Raw genomic sequence first — 17,543 nt, forward strand, 5'->3', positions numbered from 1 at the left:
TGTTTGGTGCGATATTTTCTGCAATAATTCCTTCTACAGTCACTCACACAACTGAAATTTTGCCTTTGATTTCTTACATAGGATGTGGTTTAATCTTGATTGGTATGATCATAGCAGAGCTAAGCTTTAATAAAAATCTGGATATGGAGTTGAGCTGAAAAAATGGAGATAGTTTTCTTAGGTGGTGCTAAAGAGATTGGAGCATCTTGTGTTTTAATTAAAACTGGTGGTAAGAACATCTTGATTGACTCTGGCATAAGAATGAAAGAAGACAAGCTCCCAAACTTGCAGCTTCTTCGAGAGCTTGGTGGAGCTGATATCTGTCTTATTTCACATGCTCATCTTGACCACATAGGGAGTCTTCCGCTTATTGCAAGAGAGTATCCTCATATATTCTTCTATACTAATCAGCCAACAAAAGATTTGGTAAAAGTACTTTTGTACGACAGCTTAAAGATTATGGACTCAAAAGAAGATGAGATTCCTATCTATGCAGAAAAGAATGTTGAAGATTTGCTTGATAGAACAATCACATACGGGTTTAATTATACATTTGAGCCTTTAGAAGGGATAAAGGTTACTTTTTTCCCTGCAGGACATATCCTTGGTGCTTCGATGATTTTTATACAAACTCAAGAAGGAAGCATTCTATACACTGGAGATTTTTCAACTGACAAGCAGCTTACTGTCGACAAAGCATCAATTCCTAAAATAAGACCAGATGTTGTAATTTGTGAGTCAACTTATGGTGACAGGCTTCACACAAACAGAAGCTATGAGGAAGAAAGATTGTTTAACAGTATATATGAGTTTATTTCAAAAGGTGGCAAAGTATTAATTCCTGCATTTGCAATTGGAAGGGCTCAGGAGATAATTTTGATTTTAAGAAATTACATGAAAAAGAAAAAGGTAGAGTTCAATATATTCATTGATGGAATGGTAAGAGAAGTCATAAGAGTTTATAAAAACAATCCAACCTTTTTGTCTTCAAGATATTACAAAAAAGTATTGAAAGGTGAAGAGATATTTTTATCAGAAAACATCAATGTAATTACTGACAAAAAACAGAGAGAGGAGATTATGTCCTCATCAGACCCTTGTGTTATTATTTCAAGCTCGGGAATGTTAACTGGCGGTCCTTCTGTATTCTATGCAGAGAAATTAGTAGAAAATCAAAATGCGCTGATTGCAATTACAGGGTATCAAGACGAAGAGTCACCGGGAAGAAAGCTCCTTGAGCTGACTGAGCTTCCAGAGGGTGAGAGAAAGATTGAACTAAATGGCAAGGAATATGAAGTAAAGTGCAAGGTTGAAAAGTATGGCCTTTCTGCACATGCAGACAGGGACAGTATTTTGGGATTTTTAGCAATGCTAAAACCGAAAACTGTGGTTTTTGCTCATGGAAGTGAGGAGGCAATTTCACAAATTTCAGATATGGCAATAAAAGAGATAGAGGCTGCTGTTTTGATTCCGCAAAATGGTGAGATAAATACAATTTCAATTGAAAAACCAAGAAGACAGCTTTCATTTTTTAATGTCAAAAAGTTAAGTAACATTGAACCTCTGAATGAAGAAAATATCAAAAGTCTGTGGGAATATCTTCTTGAGAATAAACAAGAAGCAAACCATATTACAGCAGAGCATGCAGTTCTGATTTGGAATGGGAAACAGTTTTTAGAAAGAGATGAGGTAAATAGGGTATTTGAACTTTTAAAATCTTCCCCATATTTTGAGCAAAATCCACGAAAACCTTATCTTTTTAGGATTTTGTCAAGAACTGAAGTTGAAGACAAGCTGAAGCCAAAGCCTATGGAACAAAACAAGATGAGAGAGCTTGCTTTTGAAATGTTTAAAGATTTTGGACTTTACAAGGTTGGAATGGATATCGAAAATGTTGTTGTGACTTTTTATTTTAACTTTCCACACATAGCAAATAGGCTTGAAGATAAAATAAAAGAGTTTGAGGAAAAGACCCTGTGGAAGGTAGAGGTAAATCCAAATGTAAATCTAACATATGCTCAAAAATATCTACAAAAGTTATTAGAAGATGAAGGTGTTAAGCTTTTAAAGTTTTCATACAATCCTGTGATAAACGCAATTGTAGTAAAACCAAACAAAGAGTTTGATTCGATGAAGGATATGTCCTCTAAATTTTTTGATGAGACAGGCATTGAGCTTATATTTGACATTGAAAATAAAGAGGATTGTACAGCAAGACTTCAAAATAAAGACAGGATGGAGCAGAACAAGGCTTTGCTTCTGATAGACCTGTATTTTGAAAATGAAAAAGACAAGGTTTACAAAAAGAGCATAAAAGAGGGTGGAAAATACATTGAACTATCATTTGTAACACCCTTTGTTGCCGAAAAGTACAAAGATAAGCTCAATGAACTTTCGCAAAAAACCGGCTGGGAGATAAGGATTTCACAGACAATAAACCAGGTCGAAATGGTAAATATTTTGAAAGATATTTTAACTCGGTATAACATCGATTTGGTGAAAAATCCAAGTATTTATCCTACAACAAGGGAAGTTAGAGTAAAATTGGCAGAGGAGATTGATAGTAGTATTATAAATGAAATCATGAATGAGTTCTTTGATAGGACAGGCTTTTATTTAAAAATTTGACTAATCAGTTTAACAAAAAGAGAAAACAGATGAGTATAAAAGTAACTTGTTTGTAAGAAGGTGATTTAGATGTAAACTGATAACCACAAAGCTTTACACCTATGCTGACTATCTTGGATTTCCTGAAGATACGAGAGTAGAGCTTATTGATGGTCTTATTTATGATATGAGCCTTGCACCTTCAAGGGTACATCAAGAAATTATAGCAGAGTTGATAACAGTATAATCAATCCCTATGGCCAAAATGTTTTGGTCTATATATAATTACAATAAAACAATCTGTATTAAGGTGAAAAAAGTGTGTTACATGGTATTCATAGTCTCTAAGCATTAATTAATTTCTACTTTCGGCTCGCTTGAAAAATAAAAATTGCTGCAATGCTTCTTGCCAATCCGGCTTAACAATGCTTTTTCTGGGCATAAAAAACCACCTCACGCAAAATTTAAATTGCGTTTGGTGGTCGCAGCTTGTGAATTTAAATCCTGCCACCTTCTTAAAATCCTGCACCCTATTTTGCTTGTAAAATTGACTGCAGGACTTGGTGCTTTTTAATCCCAATTTCCAACTTTTGCTACCACCTTCAATCCTTGATACATCCCACTTGGCACGCCCGGGGGGACTCGAACCCCCGACCACAGGATTCGAAGTCCTACGCTCTATCCTCTGAGCTACGGGCGCATCTTCATATTTTCATTTAAATTATAAAATCAAATGTGCAAAATTGCAACTCTTTCTTGTACTTCTTAAAATCCCTTATATCAATCTTAAAATTCAATGCTCTAAAATATCTTAACAGCTATCAACCGGGTTGATATAATATAGATAAACTCTGATGAAAAAATAAAAATTAGCAGGTTGAAAAATTTAAATGACATTTTTAAGTGTTATTAGCTTTTGAGCTAAATAATTACTAAAAAGGAGGATAAAATTCTGTGTCTAAAATCAAATTAAAAAAATTCCTTTATGGCGGAGATTATAATCCTGACCAGTGGACAGAAGATGTTTGGGAACAAGATATTGAGTTTATGAAGTATTACAATGTAAATGCAGTGTCAATGCCAATATTTTCATGGGCTCAGCTTCAACCAAGTGAGGACAAGTTTACGTTTGAATGGCTTGACAGAATAATTGATAAGCTCTATTCAAATGGTATTCATGTCATCTTAGCAACACCAACAGCATCTCAACCTGCGTGGCTGTCAAAAAAATACCCTGATGTGCTGCCTGTTGATATCTATGGACGAAAAAGAAAGCATGGGGCAAGGCAAAACTACTGTCCTAACAGCAAAAACTTCCAAGAGGCTGCAAAAAGAATTGTTGAGGAGATGGCAAAGAGATACAAAGACCATCCGGCAGTTATAATGTGGCATATCAGCAACGAATACGGACCATATTGCTATTGTGATACTTGTGCAAAGGCTTTTCGAGAGTGGTTAAAACAAAAGTATAAAACCTTAGATGAGCTGAACAAGCGCTGGAATACTGCATTTTGGGGTCATACATTTTATGATTGGGATGAGATTGAAGTTCCATCATATCTTAATGAAGAGTATGAATATATGCCAGGCAGACAAAAAAGCTCATTCCAAGGGCTTTCACTTGATTATAAGAGGTTTATGTCTGATAGTTTGCTAAATCTTTATAAGATGGAAGTTGAGATTATCAAAAAATACATGCCAGATGTGCCTGTTACAACAAACCTTATGGGCACATTTAAACCACTCGATTACCATAAATGGGCACAGTATATGGACGTAGTTTCTTGGGACAATTATCCTTCTATCAAAGACTCTCCACATTCTATAGCTTTCAAGCATGACCTTATGCGGGGGCTCAAAAGAGACCAGTCTTTCATATTAATGGAACAGACACCAAGCCAGACAAATTGGCAGTGGTATAATTCAGCAAAACGCCCTGGAATGATAAGACTTTTGAGCTATCATGCGATAGCTCATGGTGCGGATTCTGTGTTGTATTTCCAGTGGAGACAGTCGGTTGGGTCGTGTGAAAAATTCCACTCTGCAATGGTACCTCATGCCGGGCACTTGAATACAAGAGTTAGCAAAGAGCTAAAACAGATTGGCGATGAGCTTTTGCGCTTAGATGAGATTTTAGAATCAGTAAACAAGAGCGAGGTAGCACTTTTATTTGACTGGGAAAACTGGTGGGCACTTGAAGAGAGTATGGGATTTAGAAACGACATTTCGTATTTAGAGCACATTGATTCATATTACAAGGCTTTGTATAAACTCAAAACAAACGTAGATGTTATTGACCCAACTGAAGATTTATCAAGGTATAAACTTGTTGTTGCACCACTTTTGTATTTGCTTGATAGTAATACTGCAAAGAATATAGAAGAGTACGTGAAAAATGGAGGAATATTTATTACCACCTTCCTCTCAGGTCTTGTTGATGAGAACGACAGGGTAATTCTTGGAGGATATCCTGGCTGGTTCAGAAAGCTTTTGGGAATCTGGATTGAGGAGATTGATGCACTCTTTCCGGATATGAAAAACGCAATCATTCTTGAAAAACCGCTTGGAATACTTGATGGCAGGTATGAGTGTGACTTTATATGTGATGTCATTCACTTAGAAGGTGCAAAAGCACTTGCATATTATGAGCAAGATTATTACAAAGGAATGCCTTGCGTTGTTGAAAATACTTATAGAAATGGAAAGGCAGTGTATATAGGTACAAGACCTGAGCAGAGGTTTATAGAAGGACTTATTAAGTATTACGCTGATATAGCTGGTGTAAAACCAATTTTGCCTGTACCAGAAGGTGTTGAGGTTACAAAACGAACAAAGGATGGAAAAGAGTATATTTTCCTTTTAAATTTCAATAATTACGATGTATGTATTGATTTGCCACAAGAATTCTATGAACTGATAACACAAAAAAACTTAAGCGGCAGAGTAATGCTGAGTGCAAAAGAGGTCATGATATTAAGAAAATAAAGCATTTTTTACCGCAATTCGCTAATTATATGGGGCTCTTCAAATTGTTTTTTGAAGGGTCCCAGTTTTTTTTTGATGTGACCTTAACTATTGAAATAGAATATATATTCGGTTATTATATAGTTATAAAGTCAAAGAATAAACAAAGAAGTGATTGAAATGGATATCCTTGAAAAACTTCAGATACTGGGTGCAGCAGCAAAGTATGATGTTTCTTGTGCATCCAGTGGTAGCAAACGAGAAGTAAATTATGGTATTGGTTCAACTTTTACAGCGGGTATTTGCCACAGCTGGACAGATGATGGCAGGTGTATATCTCTTTTGAAGATTCTCTTTACAAACGAATGCATCTTTGACTGTGCCTATTGTATCAATAGAAAGAGCAATGATATAAAAAGAGCAACCTTTACTCCTCATGAAGTTGCTGAGCTTACCATGAATTTTTACAAAAGAAATTACATTGAAGGGCTTTTTCTAAGTTCTGCTATCAAAAACTCTCCTGACTGGACAATGGAGATGTTGTACAAAACGGTATATCTTTTGCGACACAAGTATCAGTTCAATGGATATATTCACGTAAAAGCAATCCCATATGCATCACTCGATTTGATTAGGAAAACAGGCTTTTTAGCAGATAGAATGAGTGTCAATATTGAACTTCCGTCTGAAAAGAGCCTGAAGCTTCTTTGTCCAAACAAAACAAAAGAGAGCATTTTAAAACCAATGGAGTTTATAACAAGAGTAGGTGAAGAAGAAAGAAATTTTGTCTCAGCAGGTCAAAGCACTCAGATGATAATAGGTGCAACAGAAGATAGTGATCGAAAGATTATTACACTCAGCCAGCATCTTTACAAAAAATTTAAGCTCAAGAGAGTTTACTATTCTGCCTATACACCTGTGAATGATGATCCAAGGATTTTAAAAGTGGAAAAACCGCCTCTTTTAAGAGAACATAGACTATATCAGGCAGACTGGCTAATTAGGGTCTACAATTTTACTGCTGAGGAGCTTTTTGAAAAAGATGAAAACCTTGACCTTGAAGTTGACCCAAAAGTAATGTGGGCACTCAGACACCTTGATAAGTTTCCTGTTGAGGTAAACAAAGCAAGCTATGAAGAGCTAATAAGAGTGCCGGGAATAGGGATAAAAAGTGCGAGAAGGATTATCAAAAACAGAGTATTTCATTCTCTTGACTTTGATGACTTGAAAAAGATAGGGGTTGTCTTAAAAAGGGCAAAGTTTTTCATAACCTGCAATGGTAAGACTTATGAAAGACATTTGATTGACCTTCAGCCAGAAAAAATAAAATTGCAACTGACAGAAAAAGCAGCGGCTCAGCAAAGAATGCAGCAGCTTTCCTTTTTTGATAAAGAGATTTTCACATCAGTGATAACTGGGGAGATTTAGAATGTACAATGTTTTTTTGTATGATGGAACATTTGACGGGCTTTTGACATGTATAGATGAGATTTTATCCACACATATTAATGAAGATGAAGTTGTCATTGTAGAAAAAGATAAATATCAACCCATGTTTTTTGATAAACCAATTTATGTAACTTTGGATAAAAATAGAAGTCAGGAACTTAGGCAAAAAGTAATAAATGTTTCTGATAAGATGATTTTTAAAAAGATATATTATTGTTTTCTATCTGAAAGTCAAAACAAAGAAACGTATATCTATAAGTATATAAAGCTTGTTTTAAAGCATGGCAAAAAAGTTAAATACCTTTACCATGATGATGTTGTCAATTTTGTTGAAAAGGCATCAAAGAATGTAAGCAGAGAAATAGGAAAGTATATGGGACTTATGAGGTTTAATGAAATAAAGGGTGGAGTACTTTATGCTCAATTTGAACCCACAAATGATATCTTGGTTCCTATTTCTTACTTTTTTAGAGAAAGATTGAAGAGTTTTAAATGGATCATACATGACAAAAAAAGGAGCAAACTTTCGATTTATGATACCAGAATGATAAAGTTTCTCAATGGAATGAATTTAAATGCAAGCTTTTCAGATAATGAGAATTTGTATCAAAAGCTGTGGAAACTTTATTTTAAGACCATGGCAATTGAAGAAAGAAAGAATTTAAAATTACAACGGCAAAATATGCCAAAGAAATATTGGAAGTATTTGATAGAAAAAAATTAGGTGTATACCTTGTTAGGCATGGTGGTATACACCTAATCTTTTTGTACTACACCCATCTCCTTTATTTTATTTATGGGAGAGCAGTTTTTATATTGTAAGTATTAATCTCGTTTTTTCTTTCCATTTCCTTTATTCGCATTCTTATTTTTTACTTTTTCATTCTCTTTTTCTCTATTCTTTCCTTCCTGAATGTTCTGGTTCTTATTTAATATCCGTTCTTTCTCTTTTCTTTATTTAACTCTCTTTGAATATTTTTATTAAAAATAGGTGGTACAGGTGGTTTTATTTTGAAAGAGGCCTTAATTGTACCTTCGATTTTCTTTAAAATATCAACATACAAATTCTTAACCTCAGTTATTTTATCAACCTTTTGCTGATAAAGAGTTATTAAGCTATTTAGTGCTGTTACCATCTTGTTGTAGTTATTTTCCTTTTTAGCTTGTTCATATTCCTTTGTTTTTACCTTTATTTGTACATTTATCTGTTCAATCTGATATACTTTATCCTTTACAACTGGTTGAATTTGGTCAACTAACAATTTGATTTGGTAGACTGCTTGGTTAACAGTTGTTTCCTTTTCGTTCTTATAAGTTTCTTGGTACACTTTAAGTTCGTTTAATTTCTGAGTAAGCTGTTTCTGATACTCGTCGATTTGAGAGGGTGAAAATTTCTTGCTTTTTATATTTCTTTGAATTTGGGAAATTATTTTGTTTGTCTCGTTGATTATTCTTTGTAATTCTCTGTCAAAGAACTTTTTATCATATTTTTGAGCAGCTACGATATAACTGTTAATCCTTGCGCGCAAGTGATTAACTTCTGCGTTGATTTTATTGAATGTAGCTTTTAACTGATTAATTTTGAGAATTAAACTAATGATATTCTTTTTCTGTTCTTTTGTTAGCTTTTTAGCTTCTTTAAGGCTTATATTGTCATTGCTAATTGGTGGAATGACCTCTTGTGGAGTTGTAGAATAAGTAGAGTTATAAGTGGTTGACGATGTTGATGAACCAGTTGAGCTTGAAACAGGATTATACGTTTGTTCGTAAGTGGTTTTCTCATATGTGATATTCACTGTGGTCTGATAAGTTGCATTTGCTGTTGTGTCGTATGTTGCACTTGCAACAGTTTGGCTATTTGTACTAATTGATGATGAAGTATTTTGATCAGCAAAAACTGGCAGTATTATTGACAGTCCAAACATCAGGACAACTAAAAAGGCAACAATTTTTCTTTTCATAGGTGATTGAACCTCCTTGCTAAATTTTTCTTTTCTCTAATACATATAATACCCTATACATATAGATTTTTCTTTTCTTATATGTTAAAAAAGTGTGTAAATTTTAAATAGACAAATAGCATATTTTATTGTAATATTTCAAATGAAAATTTAAATATTATAAAAGGGTGAAAGTTAAATGAAATACGATATAATCATTGTAGGAGCAGGTCCATGTGGTATATTTACTGCATATGAGTTGATAAAACAAAACAAAGATACAAAGATAATTATGTTTGAAAAAGGAAGAGACATTGAGTCGCGTGAGTGTCCAAAAAGAATTACAAATGTATGTGCAAATTGCAAACCTTGCAATATAACAACAGGCTTTTCGGGTGCTGGGGCTTTTTCTGATGGTAAACTTTCACTTTCTCCGAACGTAGGAGGAAGAATTCAAGAATATGTTGGTAAGAGCAAAGCATATGAGCTAATCAAATACGTAGACAATATCTACCTTGAAAATGGGGCTGATAAAAAGGTTTATGGCACAAATAGTCAAGTCATTGAAGAGATTAAGAGGAAGGCAACTGTTGCAAACCTCATGCTTGTTGAAAGCCCTATAAGGCATTTGGGTACTGAAGAGGCAAAAAAGATATATAAAAGACTTCAGGATTTTCTTTTAAACAACAATGTGGAGATAAAATTTAAAACTCCTGTCAAAGACTTAATAGTTGAAAATAACAAGGTTATAGGTGTAATAGCAGAGGATGAAAAAAGCTACTTTGGGAAAAATGTAGTTGTATGCGTTGGTCGTGAGGGTGCAAGCTGGCTTTCTAAGATAATAGAAAAATACAATATTCCGTGTGATAACAATAGAGTTGACGTAGGTGTTAGAGTTGAGACGCCTAATCACATTTGGAAAGGCATTACTGAGCACTTGTATGAAAGCAAATTTATTTATTACACAAAAACTTTTGACGACAAGGTAAGGACATTTTGTATGAACCCAGGCGGATATGTTGCAGTTGAGCACTATGACAACTTGGCAGTTGTAAACGGCCACAGCTATAAGAACATCAAAAGCGACAATACAAACTTTGCATTGCTTGTCTCGAAGCACTTTACAGATCCGTTCAAAGACAGTATAAAATATGGAAAGTACATTGCAGAACTTGCAAATATGCTCTCTGGTGGCAAAGTTCTTGTCCAGCGGTATGGTGACTTTATAAGAGGAAGAAGGTCTAATGAGGAGAGAATCAAGAGAAACTCTGTGGTTCCTACCTTGCAAGATGCAGTTGCAGGTGATTTGAGCCTTGTTTTGCCTTACAGAATAATGCTTGATATAAAAGAGATGATAGAGGCTTTAGATTATGTTGTCCAGGGTGTTGCGTCGTTTGATACACTACTTTATGGCGTTGAAGTAAAGTTTTATTCAAATGAGGTAAAAGTAAAGCAAAACTTTGAATGTACTACAATCCAGAACCTTTATTTTGGAGGCGATGGTGCGGGAATTACAAGGGGGCTTATGCAAGCAAGTGTAAATGGTGTTTTGATTGCAAGAGATATTGCAGCAAAGCTTTAAATAGTTGTGTTAAGAACAGAAGGGTGGTCTGAAAAAAAGGCCACCATTTTTGGTTTTTGCATTTGGGATATAATATTTCAGAAAAGAGGTGAAGATGCTTTGATAGATTTGCACATTCATACAACCTTTTCAGATGGCACATATTCACCAGAGGATGTGGTTGTGCTTGCAAAAGGGAAAGGTCTTTTTGCCATTGCAATTACTGACCATGACACAACAGATGGTGTAAAGATGGCTTTGAAAAAAGGACAGGAGATTGGAATGAAGGTTATTAGCGGGGTTGAAATTAGCGCAGATTTTGAGATTGAGATGCACATATTAGGACTTTTTATAGATGTTGACAATACCTCATTGCAAGAGAAATTAAAAATGCTTGAGGGATTCAGAAAAGAAAGAAACCCAAAAATAATAGAAAAACTTAGAAAAATGGGATATGACATTTCAATGGAGGATGTTGAGAAGGTTGCCTCAGGTGAGGTGATAGGAAGACCTCATATTGCCCGGGTACTTGTTCGAAAAGGATATTTTGAAAACACAAAGGCTGTGTTTGAAAATTTATTGGGCTTTGGCAGGCCTGCCTATGTCAAGAAAGAGAAGCTAAAACCCTATGAGGCAATTGAGGCTATAAAAAGAGCAGGTGGACTTGCAATATTGGCACATCCACACAAGTATTTGTACCTTGAAGAAGGACCAGAAAATGTATTTGAAGAGTTGAAAGAATATGGCTTGGATGGAATTGAGGTTTATCATTCAGACCACACCGACAAAGAGACAAGACAACTTCTAGAGATTGCTAAAAAACTTGACTTTTTAATCAGCGGTGGTAGCGATTTTCATGGTGATAACAAGCCTGACATTGAGATAGGAAATGGCAGGGGTAATTTGAATATAGGAAAAGAGATTTTAGAAGAATTAGAGAGAAAGGTAGCACAAAGATGAAGAGAAGTGCTTTGGTTTTAACTGTTTTTCTAATCACTGGCATTGTACTTGGGAGAAATTTATCTAATTTGGGTTTGTTGTTCTTAATTGTGAGTATTGCCTCAATTTCTTTTTTTGCCTTGAATTTTTATTTTTTAAGCAAGAAAGTTGACACAATACTTCTTTTATTGGCAATAGTCTTTTTTGCCTTTGCTTCTATCAAGACATTTTATATCTTTAACATTTTTGAGCCAGATGAATTATTGGATGGCAAGGAAGTAGTTGTTTTGGGCAAAGTTTCTTCTTTCCCAGAAGTTGATAAAGAGAAGATTTCTTTTTATTTAAAGACAAAAGTGAATAAAAGATATGTAAAAATAAGAGTTACGACTGATTCAGATAAAACGCTATATTATGGACAAATTGTAAAAGTATATGGTAAATTAAAGATACCGAAAGGAAAAACAAATGAGTTTGGATTTGATTATGGAGAGTACTTAAAAGGAAAAGGTGCATTGTATACTCTCTATGCTAAAAAGTTGTATGTTGTTTCTAAATCCAATCATATTCTAACTTATCTTAACATGTTTTCAAGTAAATTGAATTGCCTTATAAGTAATTCTTTTGATGAAGAAATATCGGCTCTTTTAAAAGGCTTAATCCTTGGCAATAAATCTACAATTCCTGATGATATGTACAAAGATTTCCAAAGAAGTGGGCTTGCACATCTTCTTGCTGTTTCAGGTGGTAATGTAGGAGTGCTTTGTGCGGCTATTGAAATTATATTCAGAAGAGTTTTAAAGGTGTATGGAAGAGGAGTAAATCTCATAATAATTGGCGTTATAGTCATATTTGCAATCATAACAGGCCTTTCTGCCTCAGTTGTAAGAGCTTCTATCATGGCAACAATATATTATCTTGGTAGGATAATCTATAGAAATCCGGATACAATAAACAGTTTGAGCATCTCGGCACTTTTGATGCTTCTGGTAAATCCTCTTTACCTTTTTGACATAGGATTTCAACTTTCTTTTTTGAGTGTGCTTTCTATTGCATTATTTTACAAAATGATTTATGAGTATTTGGTAAGCCTAAAAATTCCAAAAAGTATCTCTTTACTTTGTGCAGTTTCCATTTCAGCTCAAGTTTTGATTTTGCCACTTTTAGCTTATTACTTTTGCGAAGTTTCATTGGTTTCCTTTTTGACAAACCTTATTGCAGTGCCTTTAGCAGGAGCGTTGGTACCAATAGGACTTGTGTATTACATGCTTTTGCTATTTAGAATAGACCTCATTGTACTGAAGTGGGTGCTATTAGTAATTGTCAAAGTTTTAATTTGGGTTTCTCGGCTTTCGCATATAAGATTTTCATATATAAAGATTGCATTTTGGGATGAAAAGTTAGTCATTGCCTATTACATACTAATTTTGCTCCTGCTCTATAAAAAAGTTATTCCAAAGTCTATAAAACTTTTAATGTATTCAACTATTTCAATTCTTGTGCTAATATTTATTTTACAGATAGTTATAAACTACAATAGACTGAGTATCAGCGTAATTGATGTGGGGCAAGGAGATAGCAGCCTTATAACATACAAAGGATTTTCAATGCTAATTGATACAGGGCCGACCAATGAGGATTTTAGCTCTCTCAAACGTGTAGTTTTGCCATATATCTTGAAAAGCAATGTATCAAAGATTGATGTCTTGGTCCTTACACACAAACATAACGACCATATAGGTGATTTTGACTATCTTTTAAATGAGATAAAAGTGCATGTAATTGTGACATCAAGAGAGGTTTATAGTGAGAATCTTGATAAATTAAGGGATAAATGTGTAATTTTAGTAGATAAATTAAAAGGCCTTTCTTACAAAGACTTAAAAGTCTTTTTCTTTCCACCAATTGAACAGGACTCAAATTCGTCTGTGCTGACAAAGATTGTTTTAGGAGACTTTAGCATGCTTTTTACAGGAGATGCTTCATATGAGTCAGAAAAGGAATACATCAAAAGATATAACTTGCGGGCAACTGTATTAAAAGTGGGTCATCATGGTAGCAGCACTGCAACATCTGATGAGTTTTTAGAAAGTGTTAAGCCAAAGGTTGCTGTGATATCTGTTGGTAAGAACAACATGTTTGGACATCCATCAGATGATGTCTTGCAAAGGCTTAAAAAGCGAGGAATAAAGGTATTTAGAACAGATTTGAACGGCACAGTCAAAATAGTGAAGACCAAACATAGGGTTTTAATAAATCCTTATATGAGGTGAGAAAAGGTGGACAAGTCAAAAGAGATAATAAAAGAGTTAAACTCACAGCTTCTAAAGAAGGAGTTCAAAAAGATTTACCTGTTTTATGGACAAGAGATATTTTTAATTGATGAATACGCAAAAAGAATAAGCAGGGCAATTGTAAATGGGAACACGAACAACATTGTGAAGTTCGATGGCGAAGAGGCTCGTTATGAGGACATAATAAACGAAATGATTTCCATGTCGTTTGATTTACAACCCCGAGTGCTTATATTCAAAAACTTTTTCAAATACTACACAACTAATACACATTTAAACCTCTCTGCAGTAATTGAGAAACTAAAGGACCTCAGGATTGATAGCGTGTATATAATCTTTAAAGAGTATGAGGCAAAAGAAAACAAACTGTTTAACAGCTTAAAATCAATAGCATTCTCTGCTGAGTTTACAACACCGTCAATGCCAGATTTGATAAAATGGGTTCAAAACATCATGGCAAAAGAAGGCAAGGCCATTTCAGATAACACGGCACAGGAAATTATCCTGCACTACAACAAGGACATGATGCTTATATACAACTACCTTCAAGTGCTCATTTCATACCTTGGAAAAAGGAGCAAGGTTACACATGATGATATTTTGAAGACCTTGACAGACAATCCGCAGGACCATATCTTCCAAATGCTTGATGCTTTTGCTACAAAAGATGTAGAAAGTGGTTTTAGATATTTAAAAGAATTATATCAACTTAAAACAAGCAGTAGCAAAATTTTTGCTCTTATTCTCCGCCACTTCAAAATTCTGGGTATGATGAAAGAGATGCAGGATAAAAGCAAAAAAGAGATTGCAAAACAGCTTGGAATACTTGAGTTTTTTGTTGACAAGTACAAAAAACAATCTGAAGCTTTTACCATAGACAAAATTAAAAATATTATTCAAAGAACAATTGAATATGAATACATGATAAAAAGAGGACAGATTGACGATGAGACAGCACTTGAGATGCTTTTGTATCAGATTGTCAGATAAAGAGGTAGAAAATATAAAAAGGCTATCCACAACAGAGTAGCTGGACAGCCCTTTTTCTTTATTGAGCTTTCTTTTCTGGTTGTGGTGCGGACAAAGCAGCGTACTTGTTGATGAGTTTCATAAGTCGAGATTTCTTTCGAGATGCATTGTTCTTGTGTATAACACCTTTTGCAGCTGTCTGGTCAATTAACTTTGCAGCTTGTGAATAAAGCTGTCTTGCCTTTTCGATGTCACCTGCCAAAAGCGCTTTCTTTACCTCTTTAATAGCCTTTTTCATCTTCATCTTTTGAATTTTATTCTCAAGAGTTCTGCGTCTTATAACCTTTATCTTCTTTTTAGCAGATTTTGTATTTGCCAAAACTTTTCACCTCCACTCAAAAATTAAGACTAATTGCTATTTTACCACGATAAAAATAAAATTGCAACAGATGTGTTGCCATAGGTTTAAAAACAAAAGGTAAGGATCTTTGCCTTACCAGCCATTACAAATTTATATCCAAAATCAGACTAAATAGCAAGAGAATTTATTACATTTTTGATAACCTGTGCAGAGTTTTTCAGTTTTTCTTTTTCTTCGTCTGTCAAGGGTACGTCAAAAACCTTTACAACTCCACTTTTATTAACAATAGCAGGAAGTGACAAAGCTACGTCATTTATTCCATAAATATCGTCAATTATTGAGGATACAGGTAAAATTGAATTTTCATCTCTTATGATTGCTTCAACAATTCGTCTTACTGCTAAAGCAATTGCATAATAAGTTGCTCCTTTTCTTTCAATTATCTCATATGCTGCATTTTTTACCTTGTTAAATATCTCCTCTTTGACCTCAGGTGAGCAGTTTTTGCCGCACAAGAGACATTCTTGCATAAAATTCACACCACCAATGTTTGTGAGACTCCATGCTGCAATTTCACTGTCTCCATGTTCACCCAAGATGTATGCATGGACGTTTCTCACATCAACCTGACAATGCTGTGCCAAAAGGTATCTAAACCTTGACGAATCCAAAACTGTCCCGGAACCCAATATTTGGTTTTTGGGCAGACCCGAGACCTTATACATTACGTATGTCAAAACATCAACAGGGTTGGTTACCATAAGTAATATAGCGTCAGTTGTGTATTTGATTATATTTTCAACTATAGACTTTGTAATCTGTGCGTTTTTGTATGTAAGATCAAGCCTTGTCTCACCTGGTTTTTGATTTGCCCCAGCTGTAATTATTATTATATCTGCATCTTTACAATCTTCGTAATCTCCTGCCCATATTTTTACAGGCTTTACAAATGATATCCCATGGTTTAAATCCATTGCTTCTCCTTCAGCTTTTGCCCTGTTGGCATCAATCAACACAAGCTCTGTTGCAAGTCCAGCGTCCATTATCGCAAAAGCAGTTGATGAACCCACAAAACCAGTACCAATAATAACAATTTTACCAGGTTTTCTCACAACGTATTCCTCCTGCTTCATTTAACTTTCTACCTTAATTTTACCCTTTGAACACAACGTTTAAACTGAGATAAAAATTTTTTAACATGCAGAACAGAATAAATATAAAATGGTTTTCGATTTCCATTTGAATACCATTTGTTTTTATCCTTCATTTTTAAAGGATGGAATAATGAAAAAATAGGAAAGTGATCTAATAAGTATAAACAGATACATGCATACAATTCAAACGATTGAAAATTTTTTTAATAAATTCAGACAATTCAATGGCGTTACATGTGTTGATTATGCAAAAAGTTAGTGCGATAATTATCAACAGTAAATTTTGAGATGAATAATTTATAAATATTCAAACAATTGCATAAATGTACATGTCTTATCTACAATAAATAATTCTAAAGGAAAGAGAAAAGGTGGCAAGATACATATTAAAAAGACTACTGTGGTCAGTTATATCTTTATTTGTAATTATAACTGTAACCTTTTTCCTTATGAGAATGATACCTGGTGGGCCTTTTACAGGTGAAAAGACTCTGCCCGAGCAGATTCTAAAGAACCTGAATGAAAAATATGGGCTCAATCAGCCTATTTGGGTTCAGTATGTAAAATATCTAAAAAGTCTTTTGCATGGTGATGTGGGAATTTCAATGAGAAATCAAGGACGAACAGTGAATGAGATTATCGCAGAAACTTTCCCTGTTACTGCAAAAGTTGGTATTATTGCAATAATTGTGAGTTTATTGGTTGGAATTCCTTTGGGAATTTGGTCGGCTGTCAACCAAGGAAAATGGCAGGATAATCTCTCGATGGTCTTAGCTACAATATTTATAACAATACCTAGCTTTGTTCTTGCAATAATTTTGATGTATATCTTTGGTATAAAACTTCAGCTTGTCCCTATAATGGGTTTAGATGAGCCAAGAAGTTACATTCTGCCGGTAATAACTTTGGCAGCGTATCCGATATCTTTTATTGCAAGGCTTATTCGAAGCAGTATGCTTGAAAGTTTGTCCCAAGACTATATAAGGACTGCGAGAGCAAAAGGACTTTCTAACTTCGTATTTATATACAAGCATGCATTGAAAAATTCTTTGATACCTGTTGTAACATATTTAGGGCCGCTGATTGCAGGAGTTCTAACAGGTAGTTTTGTGGTTGAAAAGATTTTCTCAATCCCGGGTATGGGAAGGTTTTATGTTGATAGTATCTCAAACAGAGACTACTCACTTGTAATGGGAACGACAATATTCTATGCAGCCTTTTTGATACTTATGAATCTCATTGTGGATTATCATCTATGTATTTATAGACCCACGTATCAAACTTGAGGATTGACTTTAAGGGGGCAAA

11 protein-coding genes, 1 tRNA gene and 2 pseudogenes are annotated in these 17,543 nt (G+C 34.5%); 10 read left to right on the forward strand and 4 right to left on the reverse strand.

The window, feature by feature from the left end; translation table 11 throughout:
• Nucleotides 1-162 precede the first annotated feature (162 nt).
• Both OTJ99_RS03905 and OTJ99_RS03910 read left to right on the forward strand, forming a co-directional pair.
• Nucleotides 163-2,628, forward strand: coding sequence for an MBL fold metallo-hydrolase (locus tag OTJ99_RS03905; RefSeq protein WP_045165150.1), 2,466 nt, complete (start codon nt 163-165; stop codon nt 2,626-2,628).
• A 76-nt stretch (nt 2,629-2,704) separates the two neighbouring features.
• Nucleotides 2,705-2,851 (forward strand): annotated as a pseudogene (locus OTJ99_RS03910) (Uma2 family endonuclease); the annotation flags it as partial.
• 380 nt (nt 2,852-3,231) lie between these two features.
• On the opposite strand, the gene OTJ99_RS03915 reads toward OTJ99_RS03910, so the two are convergent.
• Nucleotides 3,232-3,307 (reverse strand) — tRNA-Arg (locus OTJ99_RS03915).
• Between the two features lie 254 nt (nt 3,308-3,561).
• Between OTJ99_RS03915 and OTJ99_RS03920 the strand changes: the two genes are divergently transcribed.
• The 3 genes from OTJ99_RS03920 (at nt 3,562) to OTJ99_RS03930 (ending at nt 7,744) form a co-directional block, all read left to right on the forward strand.
• Nucleotides 3,562-5,592 carry a beta-galactosidase gene (locus tag OTJ99_RS03920; protein ID WP_045165148.1) on the forward strand — a complete coding sequence of 677 codons (2,031 nt, stop codon included), beginning with the start codon at nt 3,562-3,564 and terminating at the stop codon, nt 5,590-5,592.
• A gap of 159 nt (nt 5,593-5,751) precedes the next feature.
• Nucleotides 5,752-6,999 (forward strand): putative DNA modification/repair radical SAM protein, encoded by a 1,248-nt coding sequence (locus OTJ99_RS03925; RefSeq protein WP_045165147.1) that lies wholly within the window; start codon nt 5,752-5,754, stop codon nt 6,997-6,999.
• Nucleotide 7,000: 1 nt separating this feature from the next.
• On the forward strand, nt 7,001-7,744 hold the full coding sequence (locus OTJ99_RS03930) for a TIGR03915 family putative DNA repair protein (RefSeq protein ID WP_045165146.1): 744 nt from the start codon (nt 7,001-7,003) through the stop codon (nt 7,742-7,744).
• Nucleotides 7,745-7,949: 205 nt separating this feature from the next.
• Here OTJ99_RS03930 and OTJ99_RS03935 read toward each other — a convergent pair whose 3' ends face one another.
• A complete protein-coding gene (locus OTJ99_RS03935; RefSeq protein WP_045165145.1) occupies nt 7,950-8,981 on the reverse strand; it encodes a hypothetical protein in 1,032 nt (343 codons plus the stop codon).
• Nucleotides 8,982-9,159: 178 nt separating this feature from the next.
• Between OTJ99_RS03935 and OTJ99_RS03940 the strand changes: the two genes are divergently transcribed.
• The 4 genes from OTJ99_RS03940 (at nt 9,160) to holA (ending at nt 14,741) form a co-directional block, all read left to right on the forward strand.
• Nucleotides 9,160-10,542: an NAD(P)/FAD-dependent oxidoreductase gene (locus OTJ99_RS03940; protein ID WP_045165144.1), complete on the forward strand. Its 1,383-nt coding sequence runs from the start codon at nt 9,160-9,162 to the stop codon at nt 10,540-10,542.
• Between the two features lie 99 nt (nt 10,543-10,641).
• Nucleotides 10,642-11,481: a PHP domain-containing protein gene (locus tag OTJ99_RS03945; RefSeq protein WP_045165564.1), complete on the forward strand. Its 840-nt coding sequence runs from the start codon at nt 10,642-10,644 to the stop codon at nt 11,479-11,481.
• On the forward strand, nt 11,478-13,730 hold the full coding sequence (locus OTJ99_RS03950) for a DNA internalization-related competence protein ComEC/Rec2 (protein WP_045165143.1): 2,253 nt from the start codon (nt 11,478-11,480) through the stop codon (nt 13,728-13,730). Before OTJ99_RS03945 ends, OTJ99_RS03950 begins: the two co-directional genes overlap by 4 nt.
• A gap of 6 nt (nt 13,731-13,736) precedes the next feature.
• On the forward strand, nt 13,737-14,741 hold the full coding sequence (gene holA, locus OTJ99_RS03955) for a DNA polymerase III subunit delta (RefSeq protein ID WP_045165142.1): 1,005 nt from the start codon (nt 13,737-13,739) through the stop codon (nt 14,739-14,741).
• A 58-nt stretch (nt 14,742-14,799) separates the two neighbouring features.
• Here holA and rpsT read toward each other — a convergent pair whose 3' ends face one another.
• The gene (gene rpsT, locus OTJ99_RS03960; RefSeq protein WP_045165141.1) at nt 14,800-15,099 is read right to left on the reverse strand and encodes a 30S ribosomal protein S20; all 300 of its coding nucleotides are present in this window, start codon (nt 15,097-15,099) and stop codon (nt 14,800-14,802) included.
• Nucleotides 15,100-15,248: 149 nt separating this feature from the next.
• Complete coding sequence (locus OTJ99_RS03965) at nt 15,249-16,193, reverse strand: L-lactate dehydrogenase (protein ID WP_045165563.1); 945 nt, start codon at nt 16,191-16,193, stop codon at nt 15,249-15,251.
• A gap of 413 nt (nt 16,194-16,606) precedes the next feature.
• Here OTJ99_RS03965 and OTJ99_RS03970 point away from each other — a divergent pair.
• A pseudogene (locus tag OTJ99_RS03970) lies at nt 16,607-17,528 on the forward strand (ABC transporter permease).
• Nucleotides 17,529-17,543: the final 15 nt, after the last annotated feature.

The sequence above is a fragment of the Caldicellulosiruptor naganoensis genome (assembly GCF_026914285.1).
Taxonomy (GTDB): Bacteria; Bacillota; Thermoanaerobacteria; order Caldicellulosiruptorales; family Caldicellulosiruptoraceae; genus Caldicellulosiruptor; species Caldicellulosiruptor naganoensis.

What these genes read in the sequence shown, in the direction of transcription:
- OTJ99_RS03950 (WP_045165143.1), top strand. Translation starts at nt 11,478, where the DNA reads ATGAAGAGAAGTGCTTTGGTTTTAACTGTTTTTCTAATCACTGGCATT.
- OTJ99_RS03925 (WP_045165147.1), top strand. Translation starts at nt 5,752, where the DNA reads ATGGATATCCTTGAAAAACTTCAGATACTGGGTGCAGCAGCAAAGTAT.
- OTJ99_RS03935 (WP_045165145.1), bottom strand. Translation starts at nt 8,981, where the DNA reads ATGAAAAGAAAAATTGTTGCCTTTTTAGTTGTCCTGATGTTTGGACTG.
- OTJ99_RS03940 (WP_045165144.1), top strand. Translation starts at nt 9,160, where the DNA reads ATGAAATACGATATAATCATTGTAGGAGCAGGTCCATGTGGTATATTT.
- OTJ99_RS03930 (WP_045165146.1), top strand. Translation starts at nt 7,001, where the DNA reads ATGTACAATGTTTTTTTGTATGATGGAACATTTGACGGGCTTTTGACA.
- OTJ99_RS03905 (WP_045165150.1), top strand. Translation starts at nt 163, where the DNA reads ATGGAGATAGTTTTCTTAGGTGGTGCTAAAGAGATTGGAGCATCTTGT.